Origin of the sequence: Bacillus sp. FSL W8-0183, from assembly GCF_038006825.1 — a bacterium.
Lineage (GTDB): Bacteria > Bacillota > Bacilli > Bacillales > Bacillaceae > Bacillus > Bacillus altitudinis.
This window is the reverse complement of the sequence record NZ_JBBOVY010000001.1, coordinates 385277-402551: the sequence shown is the minus strand read 5'-3', so window position 1 is coordinate 402551 and position 17275 is coordinate 385277. Positions and strand designations below refer to the sequence as shown.

General features: G+C 42.6%; 15 protein-coding genes and 1 pseudogene. 3 read left to right on the top strand and 13 right to left on the bottom strand.

What is annotated here, in order from left to right; all coding sequences use genetic code 11:
- The first annotated feature begins 171 nt into the window (after nt 1-171).
- Complete coding sequence (locus NSQ64_RS02305; protein ID WP_268383649.1) at nt 172-747, top strand: hypothetical protein; 576 nt, start codon at nt 172-174, stop codon at nt 745-747.
- 45 nt (nt 748-792) lie between these two features.
- Here the strand turns inward: NSQ64_RS02305 and NSQ64_RS02300 are convergent.
- The 3 genes and pseudogenes from NSQ64_RS02300 to NSQ64_RS02290 form a co-directional block, all read right to left on the bottom strand.
- A pseudogene (locus NSQ64_RS02300) lies at nt 793-1591 on the bottom strand (transposase).
- 134 nt (nt 1592-1725) lie between these two features.
- Nucleotides 1726-2547 carry an ammonia-dependent NAD(+) synthetase gene (gene nadE / locus NSQ64_RS02295; RefSeq protein ID WP_341014829.1) on the bottom strand — a complete coding sequence of 274 codons (822 nt, stop codon included), beginning with the start codon at nt 2545-2547 and terminating at the stop codon, nt 1726-1728.
- A 195-nt stretch (nt 2548-2742) separates the two neighbouring features.
- Nucleotides 2743-3339, bottom strand: coding sequence for an urea carboxylase-associated family protein (locus NSQ64_RS02290; RefSeq protein WP_331833087.1), 597 nt, complete (start codon nt 3337-3339; stop codon nt 2743-2745).
- 82 nt (nt 3340-3421) lie between these two features.
- Between NSQ64_RS02290 and NSQ64_RS02285 the strand changes: the two genes are divergently transcribed.
- Nucleotides 3422-4771 carry an amino acid permease gene (locus tag NSQ64_RS02285; RefSeq protein WP_146271385.1) on the top strand — a complete coding sequence of 450 codons (1350 nt, stop codon included), beginning with the start codon at nt 3422-3424 and terminating at the stop codon, nt 4769-4771.
- On the opposite strand, the gene NSQ64_RS02280 is transcribed toward NSQ64_RS02285, so the two are convergent.
- From NSQ64_RS02280 to NSQ64_RS02245, 7 genes are all read right to left on the bottom strand, one after another.
- Nucleotides 4766-5524 carry a YqcI/YcgG family protein gene (locus NSQ64_RS02280; RefSeq protein WP_039166353.1) on the bottom strand — a complete coding sequence of 253 codons (759 nt, stop codon included), beginning with the start codon at nt 5522-5524 and terminating at the stop codon, nt 4766-4768. The genes NSQ64_RS02285 and NSQ64_RS02280 overlap by 6 nt on opposite strands.
- Nucleotides 5525-6029: 505 nt before the next feature.
- Nucleotides 6030-6413 carry a UPF0715 family protein gene (locus NSQ64_RS02270; protein ID WP_268383655.1) on the bottom strand — a complete coding sequence of 128 codons (384 nt, stop codon included), beginning with the start codon at nt 6411-6413 and terminating at the stop codon, nt 6030-6032.
- A gap of 119 nt (nt 6414-6532) precedes the next feature.
- Complete coding sequence (locus NSQ64_RS02265) at nt 6533-7162, bottom strand: LysE family translocator (protein WP_268383658.1); 630 nt, start codon at nt 7160-7162, stop codon at nt 6533-6535.
- Nucleotides 7163-7287: 125 nt separating this feature from the next.
- The gene (locus NSQ64_RS02260) at nt 7288-8475 is read right to left on the bottom strand and encodes an MFS transporter (RefSeq protein WP_331833093.1); all 1188 of its coding nucleotides are present in this window, start codon (nt 8473-8475) and stop codon (nt 7288-7290) included.
- Nucleotides 8476-8532: 57 nt separating this feature from the next.
- Entirely contained in the window at nt 8533-9579 is a 1047-nt protein-coding gene (locus NSQ64_RS02255) for a Gfo/Idh/MocA family protein (protein WP_331833095.1), read from the bottom strand.
- Nucleotides 9576-10442, bottom strand: a complete 867-nt coding sequence (locus NSQ64_RS02250; RefSeq protein ID WP_331833097.1) for an HAD-IIB family hydrolase — start codon at nt 10440-10442, stop codon at nt 9576-9578. Before NSQ64_RS02250 ends, NSQ64_RS02255 begins: the two co-directional genes overlap by 4 nt.
- On the bottom strand, nt 10417-11742 hold the full coding sequence (locus tag NSQ64_RS02245; protein WP_331833098.1) for a DegT/DnrJ/EryC1/StrS family aminotransferase: 1326 nt from the start codon (nt 11740-11742) through the stop codon (nt 10417-10419). The genes NSQ64_RS02250 and NSQ64_RS02245 overlap by 26 nt, the downstream gene beginning before the upstream one ends.
- A gap of 109 nt (nt 11743-11851) precedes the next feature.
- Here NSQ64_RS02245 and NSQ64_RS02240 point away from each other — a divergent pair, with 109 nt between their 5' ends.
- Nucleotides 11852-12841: a LacI family DNA-binding transcriptional regulator gene (locus NSQ64_RS02240; protein ID WP_096880964.1), complete on the top strand. Its 990-nt coding sequence runs from the start codon at nt 11852-11854 to the stop codon at nt 12839-12841.
- A 52-nt stretch (nt 12842-12893) separates the two neighbouring features.
- On the opposite strand, the gene NSQ64_RS02235 is transcribed toward NSQ64_RS02240, so the two are convergent.
- The 3 genes from NSQ64_RS02235 to NSQ64_RS02225 all read right to left on the bottom strand — a co-directional run bounded on the left by NSQ64_RS02235 (nt 12894) and on the right by NSQ64_RS02225 (nt 17155).
- Complete coding sequence (locus tag NSQ64_RS02235; protein WP_041091225.1) at nt 12894-14516, bottom strand: L-lactate permease; 1623 nt, start codon at nt 14514-14516, stop codon at nt 12894-12896.
- Nucleotides 14517-14559: 43 nt separating this feature from the next.
- Entirely contained in the window at nt 14560-15507 is a 948-nt protein-coding gene (locus NSQ64_RS02230) for an L-lactate dehydrogenase (protein WP_007498309.1), read from the bottom strand.
- A gap of 217 nt (nt 15508-15724) precedes the next feature.
- Nucleotides 15725-17155, bottom strand: coding sequence for a YfcC family protein (locus NSQ64_RS02225; RefSeq protein ID WP_341014816.1), 1431 nt, complete (start codon nt 17153-17155; stop codon nt 15725-15727).
- Between the last annotated feature and the right edge of the window lie 120 nt (nt 17156-17275).

Genomic DNA, 17275 nt, shown 5'->3' with positions numbered 1-17275 from the left:
ACACCAAAAGACATCTCAAAGGAAAAACTCAACATTTGTGTGATTACACAATAAATCAAAGTAAATAAGAATAAATACATCTTATTACTCTCCTAACCTCTAAGTATTCCACCCCAATAGAAGGAAATATCATGTATGCGTTACCCCAAAAAACAAATAGGAGTGGTACATATGTTTAAAAAATTTCTAGTAATGTTATGTGTGCTTACTATTACATTTGGTTTCTCTTCTCCAATGATTAGTCATGCCAGTCAAGGTAATAATGAGACCCCTCCAGTCAGTGTAGATAAAAAACAATTGGAATTAGCAGAGAAACTATCTAATTACTTCGAATTAGATAAGGATGGAAATATTCATTTTACAGCTGATAAAGAAACCCTTATGGAAATGGGAATTTCAGAACACGACAGTCTACTAATGACTTCAATGAAATCAGAAGAATTTAGCTTTGAAGAGAATGAGAAAAAAGGTGACATGCAGACATTAGGTTTTGTAGGTTTACACCTCAAATTAGGACCGAAAGTTAGAAGCATGAATGCCATAGTAGCAGGTGGATTTGCAGCCGGATATATCGGTTGGTACACAAGTCGAATTGCTGCTGGACCATGGGGTGCTGGAGCCGCTGCGGCTATTACTGCTGGAACTTCTGGTGCTGTTGCATGGGCAGTTAAAAACAAATATAAGAAAGTTGATGTAGGCGTAAATATTATGTTTGTTAATTTAGCATATACTGTAAAAATACCTTAAAAATTACTGTTAAGCAACAATAAATAAAAAAGGCCTCCCACAGACCTAGCCTAGCTTGGCTAGGTCTGTGGCAATCTTTTTCATGTTCTGGCACGTAGCTGTGAGGAGAACTTGCACACTCACATTCTGTTTTCCCCTCAACCAACAGTAGCGAAGCCCATGCAGTTGTTTTGAATCTGCAAAGCTTCGCTCTATTTTTTCTTTTCTCTTTTTATATAATTTTTTTCCAGAGATAGACAGACGATTTTGTCTAATCTTTTCTTTTTGTTCTCCCATACATGTCTTGAGATCACTTTTTGATAATTTTTCGATCTTGTACAGCTTTCAAGGAAAGGACAAGAAACGCATTTTTTAGGGTCTGATTTATAGTACCTATAACCTTTTCGGTCAGTTGTCGTATATGATAGCTTTTCACCATTTGGGCATATGTAATGATCATGTTCAAAATGATACTGGAATTTCCTCTTGTTCGATGAAAGCGTCTATGTGCGATGACACCAAAAATGCGGCGATCGGATAAATCCTTTACAGATTGATGTTGTCAAATAACCAGAATCAATGGTAACCGCTTCTACTTGAAAATCAAATCGGGTGATTTGGTGATCCAATCGATCAAGATACGGAACGGATACCGTACAGGTATGCGATAAATTTCATTTTAAACAAAATAAGTTGATCAAGAGAAGGACGACCATTATTGTCACTATAATAAGGTTTGACTTTGTCTATGATAAATGAAAAATCAATGTAGTGATCAATTTTACGAAGCAGGTGATCCTTCGATCAGTTGATCTAGTAATACAAATTCGGCTTCGTGCTGAGAAGTATTTCTAGTGTGGAACATAAGAAAAAACACCTCCTTTAGTGGACTTATCTCTATTATAAAATTTGGAGATGGAAACTTTAAGGAAAAAATAAAGCTGTCGAGATTTTCTCGACAGCCTGAAACCTCTCCATCTTCTGGAGAGGTCACTTATTTTATTTCCACCAGTCATCAAACATAGAAGCTGGTACTTGACGTTTATGTTCTGATTGAACATAGCGTTTTTCAATCGCTTCTGCTGCTTGATCTGAAACTGGTTTTCCTTCTAAGTAATCATCAATTTCATTGTACGTAATACCAAGTTCTGTTTCATCCGTTTGCTGAGGCTTGTCATCCAGCAGATCGGCTGTCGGTTTCTTTAAGTATAATCGCTCCGGCGCCTGAAGAGTCTCTAGCAACAACCGTCCTTGGCGTTTCGTTAAACCTGTGAGCGGAAGGACATCTGCGCCGCCATCGCCATACTTCGTGAAAAAGCCCGTCACAGCTTCAGCTGCATGATCCGTTCCAATGACAAGTAAGCCTTCCTGTCCACCGACGGCATACTGTGCGATCATTCTCATGCGTGCTTTGACGTTCCCTTTATTAAAATCAGACAGCGCACCGCCTGTTTCCTTTTGATATTGTTCACTGAATGCCGTCACGGCAGGTGCGATATCATATTTCCAAGACTTGTCCGGCTGAATAAATGATAGAGCCAGCTGCGCATCGTCTTCATCTTGCTGCGAGCCATGCGGAAGACGGACTGCAATAAAGACAGCATCCTCTTTTCCTTCTTGACGAAGCTCACTTACAGCGAGCTGAGCGAGACGGCCGGCAAGCGTTGAATCCTGTCCGCCGCTAATACCGAGAACGAATCCTTTTGCACCGGTCTTTTTCAAGTAAGCCTTTAGAAATCCAACCCGTTTTTCGATCTCCTGCTTTGGGTCAATTGAGGGCTGCACATGCAACTCTTGGCTGATTTTTTTCTGCAAACTCATACACTTTTCCTCCTAAGCATCCTCTACATGAAGAGAACAGGTTTTACTTCCATTTCAATTGATTTACCTACGATTTTAGCCACTTTATTATATCATGTTTTGAAAAAAGATATTTTTTAGACGTTCCCCTTTTTCATAAATGATCAAACATTCACAAACGAAATAGACCAAGTCTCTTTGACTGGTCTTTCCTTTTCAATCAATCTCCACCCGGATGGATGTACAGCTTGAGCCATTGCATTTTCCAATGTCGGCAGGACATGCAGACACCGCGACGATGAGGTCCATTTCTGCACGCAGGCGGATGTAATCACCGGAGAGCGATTTTGGCAGCTCGACAGACAACTTTCCTTTGTCATCAATGACTGTATTCATAAACGCATTAAAAGGATAATACATATCCTCCTTCGGAATACCGAATGGCTCAAAGGCTGTCCTGAGATTATCGTAGCATGTATGCATGACCTCTAGGTGCGTACGCCCATATAAGAGCTGATACATTTCTTGCCGGCACGCAGGCATATATAAATCATGACATTCGACTGTATCTTCGATGACCGTAAACATTGGTTTATATAAATTAGAATAAAGCTGATCTCCCTTTTTCACCTTGGAAGAGAACAGGCTATCCATTGTAGCGCCTTGATCAAATTTTTCATAAAAATCCTTTTCATGATAGGCCATCACGTCTGCTACTTGCTGCCCTTCGACATCAACCACTCGCATACATTGTCCTTTTCCTAACCGAAAGCCAAATCCATCCTTTGGTAAAATCACGTATTCTCCGTTCATCACATGCACTCCTTTCCATGTTGACAGTATGCCCAAAACGTCCTCTTGATCATGTATAAAAAAAAGAGGCGGTCACAAGCTAATGCTATTGAATCGGAAAGGTGTTGCACATGCATTGAAAGAAGAACAATCTTTATCTTGGTGGCAGCTTTCTCTTATCGGAGTCGGCTGTACAATCGGCACTGGTTTCTTCCTTGGTTCCAGCATCGCCATTACAAAATCCGGTTATTCCGTCTGCATTTCATTTTTGCTTGCGGCAGTCGGCACATATCTCGTCTTTAAACACCTGGCTGCGATGACAGCCGAGAACCCAGATAAGGGATCATTTTGTTCCTATGCCCGAAAAGCCTATGGGCGCTGGGCGGGTTTTAGTAATGGCTGGGTGTATTGGTTTTCAGAAATGCTGATTACAGGGAGTCAGCTGACGGCGATTTCTCTTTTTACTCGTCACTGGTTTCCATCCATTCCACTTTGGGTATTTTCAGCGATTTATTCCGCTCTTGCCCTGCTTGTGATTATCATTGGGCTTTCTTCTTTTCAAAAGACGGAAAATGTTCTTGCCGTGCTGAAAACCGGGGCGATCCTATTGTTTGTCGTCCTTGCCGTTCTTGTTTTATGCGGCATTCTCACAGAGCATAGGCCTACCCTCCACCTGCCAAATAAAGACCATGAATGGATGCCGCTCGGCCCGCTCGGTCTATGGAATGGGCTGATTTATGCGTTTTATGCTTTCGGGGGAATTGAAGTCATGGGGCTGATGGCGGTTCATTTAAAAGACCCGAAAGACGCCGCAAAATCTGGACGTGTGATGCTGATCATTCTTGCTGTCATTTATATCGTCTCCATCGGACTTGCGCTTTTGCTTGTGCCAGTGACAGCCTTTAACGAGAATAGCAGTCCATTTATTACATCACTGGAACCATTTCATTTATCGATTTTCCTTCATATCTTTAATGGCATTTTCATTATTGCCGGGTTTTCCACATTGGTTGCCTCCCTCTATGCAGTCACGACGCTGCTTGGCACGATGTCGGAACATCACGATGCACCTGCTTGTTTTAAACAAAAAGAACCATCTCATGTCAGATGGTCTTCAATTCTTTTAACTGCTGCTGGATTGATTGTCTCGATTTTGCTGGCACTCTTTTTGTCCAAACACATATATGAGCATCTCACAACAGCAGCCGGTTTAACTCTTTTATACACATGGGTGTTTATTCTGCTTTCGAGCAAAAAGCTGTCAAAACCATCTACTCGTCAAACGTGTGAAACGGTTCTTGCCCTGCTCTTGATTGGTGCGGCTGTTTCAGGCACTCTGACAGAGGCAAGCGGACGACCCGGCTTTTTTATAAGCCTTGGGATCATCGCCGTGATTGGCATCATGGTACTCTTTATGAGAAAAAAGTGGAAACAGGATCAGGCCGCATCATAATTTCATCATGTTTTTTAAAGCAGTAAATGGACATTTGGCGGAGGCTGGTTTCTCCGCCTCATCATCTGAGAGAAAATATTGCTTCCATTCATGATTTGTTGGATCACCGTACCATTTTAACGATGGATGGACGTCAACTTGATCATATGCTTTGAGCCGCTTGCGAACGAGCTGGCTCATTTTTTGTCCAAACTTGGTCGATCCATTCAATTTTTCGAACACCCATCTGGGCTGAAATGCCATCATGACATATGGAAAGTGGCGGCTCTTTCTGAGCTTATGAGCTGGTGTTGAACACAGAATAAAATAAGCCTCGCCATGAAAACAGTACTCCCATTCATGGTGATGAGGGTCCAGCGGAACCTCTTCAGGCCATGGCACTGCATCTTTTTGATGTAACCGTTGAAGCAATGACCAGAACTGCTGCTCAAATTCTTCAATTGGGCTTTCCTTTAAATCCTGCGGAGTTTCAAAAAAGCAGATAAATGAAGCGTATTGACCAGTTTGTTTAGCGCAGCCTTGATATTCTTTTAGCAACTCTGCTAACTCATTCACTGCCCCGTCTCCCCGCAGATCACCGACAAATCCATAACGCAAATGATCGAGAAAAAATCCTTGTCTGCCTGGTACACACGGAAATGTATCTGCCTCATCCCCTACCATCTCTCCAAACTGTGTGAAGGCATCCTGCTTCCATTCTTCGAGTGATCGTAGATTTTGATCAAGGCAACTTTTTGCATACAGCTGGGCCATTTTCTTCCACCTCGTTTTAGCGTCTTCTCCATAGCCTATGAGGAGGAAAAAGCTGTGGTGACTGTCCTTCAACGACTTTCACTGGACATTCACAAGGTGATTGATTTGCCGGATGAAGCAGGAATTCACTTCCATTTATCTAATCATGTATGAGTATGCTTCTGCATATCATCATTTAGCCGCCTCTATCTAATAGAGTTGGTCATTATAAAAGAAATGGGTGAATGACATGCGTCTTCTTTTTCTCCATCCGATGTATCTGATCTTATTTACACTACCAGTGATGGCTTTCCTTTGGGGATTTGTTGGTTATCTGCTATTTAAACGGATATGGCCTGTCCTCATATTAACGTCCGTGATTTCGATGATTTTCATCTTCGCTTATACTGGATTTGACCTTAGCAATCTATATTGGGTCCTTCTGATGACGGCTCTTGCTTTTGTATCAAGCGGACTCTCGAAGGTCATACACGTTCATGTTCAAGAGAAAAAACGGGAAAAGCCTTTATGATTGTTTCTTCTTTAAAATGACGGAATCAAGCAGCCAATAAATAAAGGCCGCACAAAAGCTAAATAGATAAACTTTGTAGCTAATAAAGACGACAACACCATAATCAATCCATAATGCGAGCGCCGTACAAACCACCCACGCCCCGATAAAATAAACCAATAAATCACGGCGTCGAAACTTCTCAGGATGACGGTGTAAAACCATTTGGATAGGTGTAGCAAATAGGACATAAGCGATCAAAATGAAAAGACTGGTGACCTCCACATAACTGAATCTGGATTCAGGTGGGGCAAACAACATGGTATAAACAAATGTCGCTGTGATCACAGACAAAATCAGCATACACACATAGTTGAATGCTGGCAGGAACATACGCATGGCAAAAACTCCTTCAATTTTATGTATCTTCCATCATTATTGAAGAGTGTCCTATTTCTGTCAAATATGAAAAAGGGCTAAAATGATTTAGATTTTAGCCCTTTTTCTTATCAACCATTCTATCCAATGAGCGCCATGATCCCTTGATATCCAAAATAGGCACCGAAGCCAAGTAAAGAGAGACCTGCCAGAACGGATAAGCCGTGCAACATTCGTTCATTTAAATACCGTCTAAACGTACTGGCAAGCAGCGCCATACAGAAATCCCATATGAGCATGCCGATAAAAATAGCCACGCTATACATCAGCATTTGAGATGCTCCATACTTTTCGATCGTATTGGCTAAAATACTGCCATAAATTCCAAGCCAAAATAAAATGCTAAGCGGATTGGAAAGAGAAATGAAAAAGCCCGTCATGAATGAATGCCCGATCGACGTGTTTCCTCCATCCTTCTTTGGACTTTCCTGCAAATTGATTTTACGAAGGCTTTCAATACCGGTATAGGTTAGAACGAAAAAGCCGAACAGCCACAAAAAGGTTTTCACAAGAGGTGCAGTCAAAAGCTGGGCGACACCAAAATAGATGAGGAGCATATAGACAATATCCGCAGCCATAGCCCCCACACCAAAAATCCAAGCGTGCCAAAATCCACTTTTAATCCCTCTGTCGATTTGGGCTGCATTGACTGGCCCAACAGGCGCTGAAAGTGACAACCCTAAAAAGATATAACCAAAAAACACCGCCACATAGACGTCCTCCTTTTGATGCTGACTTGTACATGTTATTCACGCTTTCGTTGTTTTAGTACAAGTCCTTCGTCACCTTTTCTGAAGATATGCTATACAAAAGGAGGAGCCACCAGAGCAGCTGCTTATCGATCGGCTTTCATCGCCGGCGGCTGTGTGGGTATGGTTTCTTTTTTCCGAGATCGATTCATTTGAATGGCAGCTGCAAAAAGGAGAACAGCTAAAAAGGCGAAAACAAAGACGGCGCTTGCCGCACCTGCCCACTCAAGGCTAAACCCAATCAAAAAGGACAAACAAGCTCCACCTAAACTAGCGGCGGCAATAAAATAACTCGTGGCCTCGTCGATGGCATTTTCAATCATTAATGCAGAAGCCGTCAAGGCAATGGGGAACATGCCAGCTGCGCACAGACCGATGAAAAAGATAAGAATTAGCTGCGCGGCGATGTGGGTGGCTAGAGCAAATACGGCGAGTAGCACAATCATCAGCGCTGCGCTTAACTTTAAAAAACGAAGCGGATGCAGCTGATCGGCTTTTCTCGCAATGACAGTTCTGCCAATGACGATCGCTGTCCAAAAAGTAGAGACCGCAAAAAGACCCCAGTTGTCTCCCCCTTTTTCTAGCATGATCGACGGTAAAAAGTTCGCAAAGTTCGTTTCAATTCCTGCGTAGAAAAACGCAAAACAGATCATCAGCACCACAATCATTCGATTCCCTCGATCAAACAGCAAAGACGGTTTCTTCATGTCTTGAATAGGAGCCGCCATCTGCCCACGAGGGAGTTTATTCATAAAGGTAAGCCAGAGCATGAGAAAAAAAGTCAGTGCACCGACTTGAAATAAAAACACATAATGCCACGTTTCCTCTGTCACAGTCAGCAGAATCAATAGAGGAAATAATAATGCACCTAATCCAAAAAAGACCTCCATGATGCTGATTCGCTTTGCACTGTTTGCCATTGAAATGATATACGCCCCGGCCGTTGTCTCAAGACTGCCAGCACCGCTCCCAAGGAAAAAACCTGCCACCACAAGAATCGTCCAACCTGGTACCAAAAGGCCAAGAAGAAGCGCTCCGATCATCAGCAGCAATCCCATCGTCAGAACAGCGCCGTAGCCTTTTTTCCTCACAAGAATGGGCGACAAAAGAACGCCTGTCAAAAAGCCAATAAACTGAAAGAAGATTAAAGAAGATAATTCCCCAGGACCCTTATCATAACTAGACAGCAAATAAGGCGTTAAACTGCCAAAAAACACATGAATGGTCCCAATAAAAAAATAAAAGATACAGCCAAAATAAAACACCTTTTTCATCTTTTCACTTCCTCTAAAAAGGAGCGGAGTCATGATATCCTCCGCTCCACCTCTTCATTAATATGCGCGGGCAGAGACGACAGCCTCTTCCCTCTCGAAGCACGTATTCAGCGCAGCCTGCGCGCGATAACCATCTGCAAAATCAGCTACCTTCATATGAGATGGATATGAGTTTGTATTTACCCAATGCATCAGCTGATCACGGAATGTATCAGACCATCCATAAAATTCATTTGGTGGATCTGTCAGCAATGTTTGCGGCATTTGATGTCGCTCTACACACAAGCCATCACTGATCTCATATTCGTTTTTCATGTTTGTATGGTATTTAAAAACCTTGTCATGCCCCACCACTTCTACACTAAATCCACATTCCTCCGGCTGCGTACTTTTGGACGTCACCAAATGAAAGAACACTTGATTCTCCATTTGCCCAAAAATTTCGGTATGGTCATCAACCTGTACCTTTTTCTCTTCTTTTTCCTTTACATGTGTCAGCATCTTCGTATTAAGGGATTCTTTTTTCATTTCACTGCCAAATAAGTACCACAGCATATCAATCAAATGAATCCCTAAATCTCCTAATGCACCGCTTGTACGCAGACTTTCGCTGCTGTCTCTCCACGAAAATGTCTTTCTTCTAAGGGCACTATTTTTCTTAAAATGTGTCCGTACTGTCAAAACGCGTCCTAATTCACCATTGGCGATCAAGTTCTTCAAAATATTCACAAAGGATAAATAGCGATAGTTAAAGCCCATACTGGCTTGAACCTGGAACTGTTTGGCTGTCTCCACCATTTCCTTCGCTTCTTTTAACGATACAGCCATCGGTTTTTCACATAAAATCGGCTGTCCTGCTCTAAGCGCCTGAAGGGCATGGTCCTTGTGACAGAAGTTAGGGGAAGCAATGATCAATCCATCTGATGCATCCGCTAGTGTTTCGATACTGGCATACACCCGTCCGCCGTACTGTTTAATAAATCCTTGTGCGACGGATTCGTGCAAGTCATAGACCCCAGATAATTCTGCACCTTTGATCGTTGATAATGCTCTAGCATGTGCTTTTGCAATATTCCCTGCTCCAACAATTCCAATTTTCTTCATGAATGTGCCTCCTCATGTTTATACATCACTGTTTTCAATGTTTCATAGATTCCTTTTGCATACCCATGATGACAAATTTGATGATGGTGCCGTTTGGCTTCGGCTGTTGCATTTTGGACAAGAAAGCCGTGCGTGACGGATTGAAGCATCCGCAGATCATTCCCACTATCACCAAAAGCAAAGCCCTTATCTTTTGACAGGTTATATTGATTCAGCATAAACCGAACGATTTCATCCTTTCCTGTTCCCACTGGTAAAAAATCAACGTCATAGCAATCCGCAGGGTCTCCCGCAAGCGGGTTGCATTTGTTGATGTTCACCGCAACACCCTGCTCCTTCGCAAGTGTTTGGATGAATGATAGATGATGGAGATCTGTTCGTTCATCCTGCTCCTGATAATAGAAATTCTTTTTATACCCAGAGCTGCCTAGCTGCGTTTGCGGCCTAAGGGTGATCCCCTTTTCACGTACGCTTTGCAGAATACCTTCAATTTTTTCATCTGAAAAGCCCTGTGCATCAAGCCGTTTCATCCATTCTGCATCCGGCTGTCCAAATTTCCCATCTGATGTATACACGATTTCAGTTCCTAAATTCGACGCAATGAAATGCGGGAATTGATAGAAACCGCCTTTCTCCATTTTGCTCGTAACAGAATCGAGGCTGCTTCCCGTCACCCAGCCCAGCATGAGCTGGCCGGCTTCGCTCTTTTCTGCCACAAAAGCTTCCAGCCGTTTTACATCCTCTCTCTGCTCCTCGGTCATTCCGTGAGAATAATAGGTCTCATCGAAATCACAGAAGACGATCCACTGCGGATGTTGTGGTTGATGCACAAGCTTTTTATTGAATGGAAGATTTGATAACATGATGGACCCCCTCGATGACTTTCTCCTGATCTTGCAGCGGCATACCTGGGTAAAGCGGCAAATGGAGTAATTGCTGTACGGCTTTTTCCGTATGTGGAAGTGCCGTTTGTTTATACTTTTGAGAAACAAGATTCGTTTGATGCTGATGCGATAAAATTGGGTAATAGACATCTGTTTCTATGCCCATTTCCAGTAATTTCTCTGCCAGCTCATCTCGGCTTCCCTTCACCACTCTGATCGGGAATAGATGCCATACATGATCCTCTGTCATCTTCGGAAGCTTTATGTAGCCTTCGTCTTCCAGCGTTTGCAGCTGATCTATGTATCTCTTTGCCAAGTAAAAGCGTTTAAAGTTTTGTAAACCTAAATATTTCATTCGTTCTAGCCCGATTGCGGCCTGTAAGTTATCAATCTTAGAATTAAAGCCATAGTCACTGCGCTTCACGTTTTTCTTTCCTGGTTCAAAACCGTGATAGCTGATTTCCATGCATTTTTCGGCTAGGGCTTCATCATTTGTCGCGATGGCTCCTGCCTTTCCGCAAACTCCAAGGTTTTTGTAAGGATTAAAGCTGAGAACAAGTCCATCTCCAAATGCCCCAAGCTCGCTGCTGCCAATCGCCTGACAGCCATCCTCAATGATCAATAGACCATGCCGTTTCGCAATCGTCGAAATGGCCTTCATATCCGCTTGCTTTCCATACAAATGAACCGGGAGAATACATACTGTCTTATCTGTGATATGCTTTTCTATTTCATTCGGCGCTAGGCAGTAGGTGTCTGGATCAATATCGGCATAGACTGGAACCGCACCAATCGCAAGCACTGCATTTTCTGTTGCAGCAAAGCTGTTGGCAGGTAGGATGACCTCATCTCCAGGATGGACGCCTGCTGATATTAAACTGATCATTAAGGCATCTGTTCCACTTGATGTGGCAATGACATATTTTTTCCCTAAGTACGCTGCGAGCGTCTTTTCAAACTTTGGAATATAAGGGCCTGATGTAAAACGGCCTGAACTTAATACTTCTTTCAGCACCTGCATAATATCATCGATCTCATCCTCTGAAATCAGTTTATCGACCGGCAGGAACGGTATCTTTTTTTCCTCATTTTGTTTATAATGGAAGAGAATTTTTTCCAAACCCGTACGCGCAATATCTTGCTCAAGGAACGCAGCAAGCTTATCATTCGCTAGATTCTTGTCAACTGAATCAGCCTTTACTTGAACACCTTGATTGATCATATCCAGCAACGGTAGATAATCCTTGCTTTTACCTGATATCTTCGTCAATATTTGCATTCCATTCCCTCCAATTAATCAATTCCATTTGTTAATATTTAACTTGTTTCACATTGTAAATGATGTTATCGATTTCAGAACAATAACTTTGTGTAAAGGATTTGTTAATATGTGTACAATTTATGAAATTGCCAAACGCTGCGGGGTTTCAACGACCACTGTTTCTCGGGTGCTGAACAACCATCCATATGTATCCGAAGAAAAGCGCCAGCACATTTTACAGGTGATGAAGGAAATGGAGTATACACCAAGCTCAGCGGCCCGCACCCTTCGGTCACATCAGACAAAAACCATTGCTGTGTCTGTTCCAGCTGTGGACCATCCTTTTTTTGCACAATTGATTAAAGGCATTTCAAAGGAAGCACTGGATCAAGGGTATAAAGCCATCGTGCTCCAGACGTTTTATCAAGAATCAGTAGAACTTGAAGGGCTTCAATTATTAAAAAGAAAAGAAGTAGATGGTGTCATATTGGGGGCGTTAGAAAATAAGTGGGCAACAATCGAGCCATTTTTAGCAAACGGCCCGATCGTCATGGCAAATGAATTTCATCAAACAGCAGACATTCCGATTATCGGATATGATGAGCGTGAAGCTGCTTATAAAGCGGTTGACTACTTGATTCAATCAGGGCGTACATCCATTGGATTTTGCTTTGATACAGAAAGCAGCGAAGCGCAAAAACAAAGAAAGCAAGGCTATCTTGATGCGCTTTCTGATCACGGTTTGTCGCTTAAAGAAGATTGGCTGTTCGGCGAGGCTTTTACCATTGAGGACGGCTTTCGTTTAATGGACTTAATCCACCGGATGCCGGATGCGCCGGATGCGATTTTCACCGGCAATGATCAAGTGGCAGCAGGCCTCATTAAACAAGCCATTTCATATGGATATCACATTCCTAAGGATTTAGCGGTGATCGGTTATGACAATCAAGACATTTGCGAGGTGACAGCTCCAACGATCACGACCATCGACATCCCCATCGTCGAGCTTGGCCAGCAGTCTGTAAAACAAATGATTCAGCTGCTCCAAGATCAAAAACCATTACAACGTGAACATATTCAGCTACCTACTCGGCTTGTCACACGAGAATCCACATAAAAAAAAGACTGAGAAATCTCTCAGTCTTCCATTTTTCAATCAATCGATCAACCTATATAAATTGAGCAAGAATGAATGTCCATATACATACGATGCCGAGCAAAATGAAGCTGTACTTCACTGTTTTTTGGAAGAGCTCAGATTCTTTACCTGTTTCTCCAACAGCTGCTGTTGCAATGGCAATGGATTGTGGAGAAATTAATTTCGCCATCACACCACCGGTCGTATTTGCCCCGATTAACAAACCTGCCTGAGAGCCGATTTGAGAAGCGGTGACTGCTTGAAGGTTGCCGAATAAGGCATTGTTACTCACAACAGATCCCGTAATAAACACGCCGATCCAGCCAAGCACTGGGCTGACAAGCGGGAATAAATCGCCTGTTTTAGCAAGCGCTAGTCCGATAGCAGAACTTAGACCTGCAAAGTTCGCCAAATTGGCAAAGCCCATAACAAAACAAATTGTAAGAACAGGGACCCAAAGCTCTTTGACCGCTGCATTTAAGCAGGTAGCCCCTTCTTTTAATGTAATATGTCTGCTGAACAATCCTGTCAGCATCACTGCAATTAGAATAGCGGTACCTGTTGCACTAATAACATCAATTTTAAAGATCGCATCAATCGGTGTTTCTGTTTGAGCAATTGGCGGTAATTTCACAATTTGCTGATGCAGAAACGGCATTTTCACTAAAATGGTTGTCCAGTTGAGCGGTCCTCCTTCAGCAAATAATGCTTTAAAAGCTGGTAGGCTCCATACAGTAATGACGGCAGTTAAAATATAAAACGGAGACCATGCTTTCAGCACCTCAACCCCGCTATACGTTTGTTTCTTCTCAATGGCTGGTGCCCCTTCTTCACGATAAATATGTTTCGGCTGCCATTTTCGAAGAAATAAAGCCAAAATTCCCATACTCGCTAAAGCTGAAATAATATTGGCAAGCTCAGGGCCCATCGTGACCATTGTAACAGCCTGCAGAATCGCATAGCTTCCACTTACAACAAGCAAGGCTGGAAGGGTTTCTTTGATCCCTTTAAAGCCGTCTACAATGAGAATAAGCAGAAACGGAATACAGAAAGAAATAAACGGAATGGTGTACACAAGGGTTTGAGACAGCTCAAGCGGCGTCATATTTCCCATTTGCGCCCCTGTAATAACCGGAATACCTACTGCACCAAAAGCGCCAGACGCAGCATTTGCAATCAAGCAGAGCATGGCGGCTTTCAGTGGTTTAAACCCAAGCTCTGTTAAAAGAGCGGCACTAATCGCAATCGGTACACCGAATCCAGCGGCTCCCTCTAAAAATGCGTTAAAACTAAAACCAATTAATAAGAGCTGTAACCGTTGATCTTGAGAGATTCCTGCAATACTAGAGCGAATGACATCGAACTTTCCAGATTTCACAGCAATTTTATAGAGCCATACGGCCATGATGACGATATATCCAATCGGCCACAGCCCATTAGATACACCGAGCACCACAGCAGATAATGCTTTTTCAATTGGCATATGAAAGAAGAAAACAGCTGTTACAAAACTGACGATCAAGGTAAAACAAGCGGCTAATACACCTTTTAACTTAAATACAGTTAATGCAAGTAGAAAAAACAAGATTGGAAGCATGGCCACCAATGCACTGACGAACTCATTACCAAACGGATCATATATTTGCTGCCACATAGTGATTCATCCTTTTCTGCTCAGATAGGTTGCCTTTGATTGATTAAAAATGAGGAGCTAAAATTTCTTTTAACACATTCACACTGTGTGCGAACTTTTCTTTTTCTGTGTCGTTCAGTGCGAGCTCCATCACTTCTGTTGCACCATTTCGGTTCACGAGGGCAGGTACACCAATGTAGACATCTTCTGCTCCGTATTCTCCATCTAAATAAGTGCTGACAGTCAAAATGCTGTTTTCATTGTGTAAAATGGCTCTAGTAATACGGGCTAAACTCATCGCTACACCGTAATAAGTCGCGCCTTTTTTCTCAATGATTTGGTAAGCAGCATGACGGACATTTTCCATGATGTCGTCTAAATCTTCTTGTTTGTATTGGTCATTTCTCTTCATTAATTCTGTGATCGGTACACTTCCGATATTCGCATGGCTCCAAACAGCAAGCTCTGTATCCCCATGCTCTCCAATGATGTACGCATGCACATTGTGCGCCGCTGCTTCAAAGTACTCACTAAGCATGTATCTGAATCTTGCCGTATCAAGCGTTGTTCCACTACCAATCACTCGTTCTTTTGGCAGTCCGCTGAATTTCCAAGTCGCATATGTCAAAATATCAACTGGGTTCGTAGCAACTAAGAAAATACCATCGAATCCGCTTTTCATCACATTGTCTACAATGCCTTTAAATATATTTAAATTTTTCTCAACAAGATCAAGTCTCGTTTCACCTGGCTTTTGGTTTGCACCAGCGCAGATACATACAATGTCAGCATCCTGACAATCCTCATAATCTCCATACCAAGTATTCACAGGATGCGGGGCGAATGCTTTCCCGTGGTTTAAATCCATGACGTCACCCATTGCTTTGTCTTGATTCAAATCGATGACTACCAATTCATCTGTGATTGCTTGATTTATTAATGTAAAGGCATAACTGCTGCCGACAAAACCTGCTCCAATAAGTGCTACTTTGTTTACTTTTTCGTTTGTCATTTATCTCATCCTCCTGAGTAAAACTAGGTTGTTTTTCTTATGTGAAATATTTCACATTCTTATTGTGCAATACTTCACAAACTTTTGCAAGGGGATTGCTCAAAAAAATAATGTAGCCATTTTGTGAACACTCTTATTGTGGTTTTAAACCGCTGTCCCCATACATTTTCTCATAAGAAAAAAGCCGCCAAACACTCTTTGGCAGCTTCTCTCTTATTTAATAAGGTCCCCAATTGATCATGACACCGATACAAATAAAGACAAGGCCGATGACGAACCAGATGAGCGCAAGCGGCACCATAAAACGCAGCCATTTCACGTAAGGAATCCCACTTGCAGCCAAGACAGCCATCAACACACCTGAAGTCGGATTCACGCAGTTGACCACCCCTTCACCGAGCATCACTGCTTCTACCGCTACTTGTCTCGTGATACCCATTAAATCAGCAAGCGGCGCAAGAATCGGTATAAAGACAACCGCTTCTCCTGATCCTGATGAAATCAAAAAGTGAAGGAGCGCACTGGCGATATACATGCCGATCGCACCAGCGATTGGACTAAACCCTGTCAGCATACTCGCAAGCCCATTCACCACAGTATCAAGCAGCTTGCCGTTTTCCAAAATGACTGAAATGCAGCGTGCCATGCCGACAATGAGTGCGCCGTATACAAGGCTTTGACAGCCGACAATAAACGTTTTTGCAATATCATTGGCAGCTAATCCCCCAAGCAGTCCAGCAGCAATTGCCATGAAAATGAACACACCAGCCATTTCCTTATCGGTCCAGCCAAGCTGAAGCGCACCATATAAGAACCCCCCAAGCGACAAACCGCACACCGCTAAAATCAGCTTATGTCTACTGGTGAATTCAGGCTTGTCCACAGATTCCGCAACAGCTCCTCCTAGCCCTTTAGCTGGAAACCACTCGTCACCAAGCAGGCTCCCCTTTTCTTTATTTTTCAAGCGTTTTGTATATAAATAGATGTACACAATACTAGATAGAAGAAAACAAAGATAAATGATGACACGCAGCCCAATACCAGAAAAAATCGGCAGTTCTGCAATCGTTTGTGATAAACCTAAAGGAGATGGAGACAAAATGGTTGCGTTAAAACCTGCATAACAGCCGATGTAAATAACCGCCGCTCCCGCCACTGCATCCCACTTTAAAGAACGTGCCACAATGATCCCAATAGGAATAAAGCCAATGACCGAGTTCACCACAATTCCGGTCGTCCCAAGTACAGAAAACAATCCGCCAACAATACAAATAAACAATAGCTGTTTCGTTTGGAACCGGCTGATGACATTGTGAATCATCCCGTTAATGGCACCTGTCTTTTCCAAAATTGCAATGGTTCCGCCAGTAAAAAGAATCAGAAAAATAATAGAGGATGAACCAACCATCCCTTCTTGAATCGCTGTAAAAAAACCAACCGGACTAACTGGTGATTGATCAATACGGTGATAACTGCCAGGAACAGCTGTTGTGATCTCTCCTGACGTTTTCCGATCAAATTCACCGGCTGGTACAAAATACGTTGCGATCGTACAAATTAAAGCAATCATAAATAAGAGTACATACGCATCCGGCATCTGAAGTTTTCTTTTTTGTTTCTCAGGTGCTGATACTGTTGCTGTTTTCATCTGTCAAAACCCCTTTGTCCCGATCGGAATTTCACTTAATTTTCTGAATAATCAAATGATGTGTTATATTATAAACACTGATGATATTTAAGATCAATATTATTTCACTAAAAGAATGTT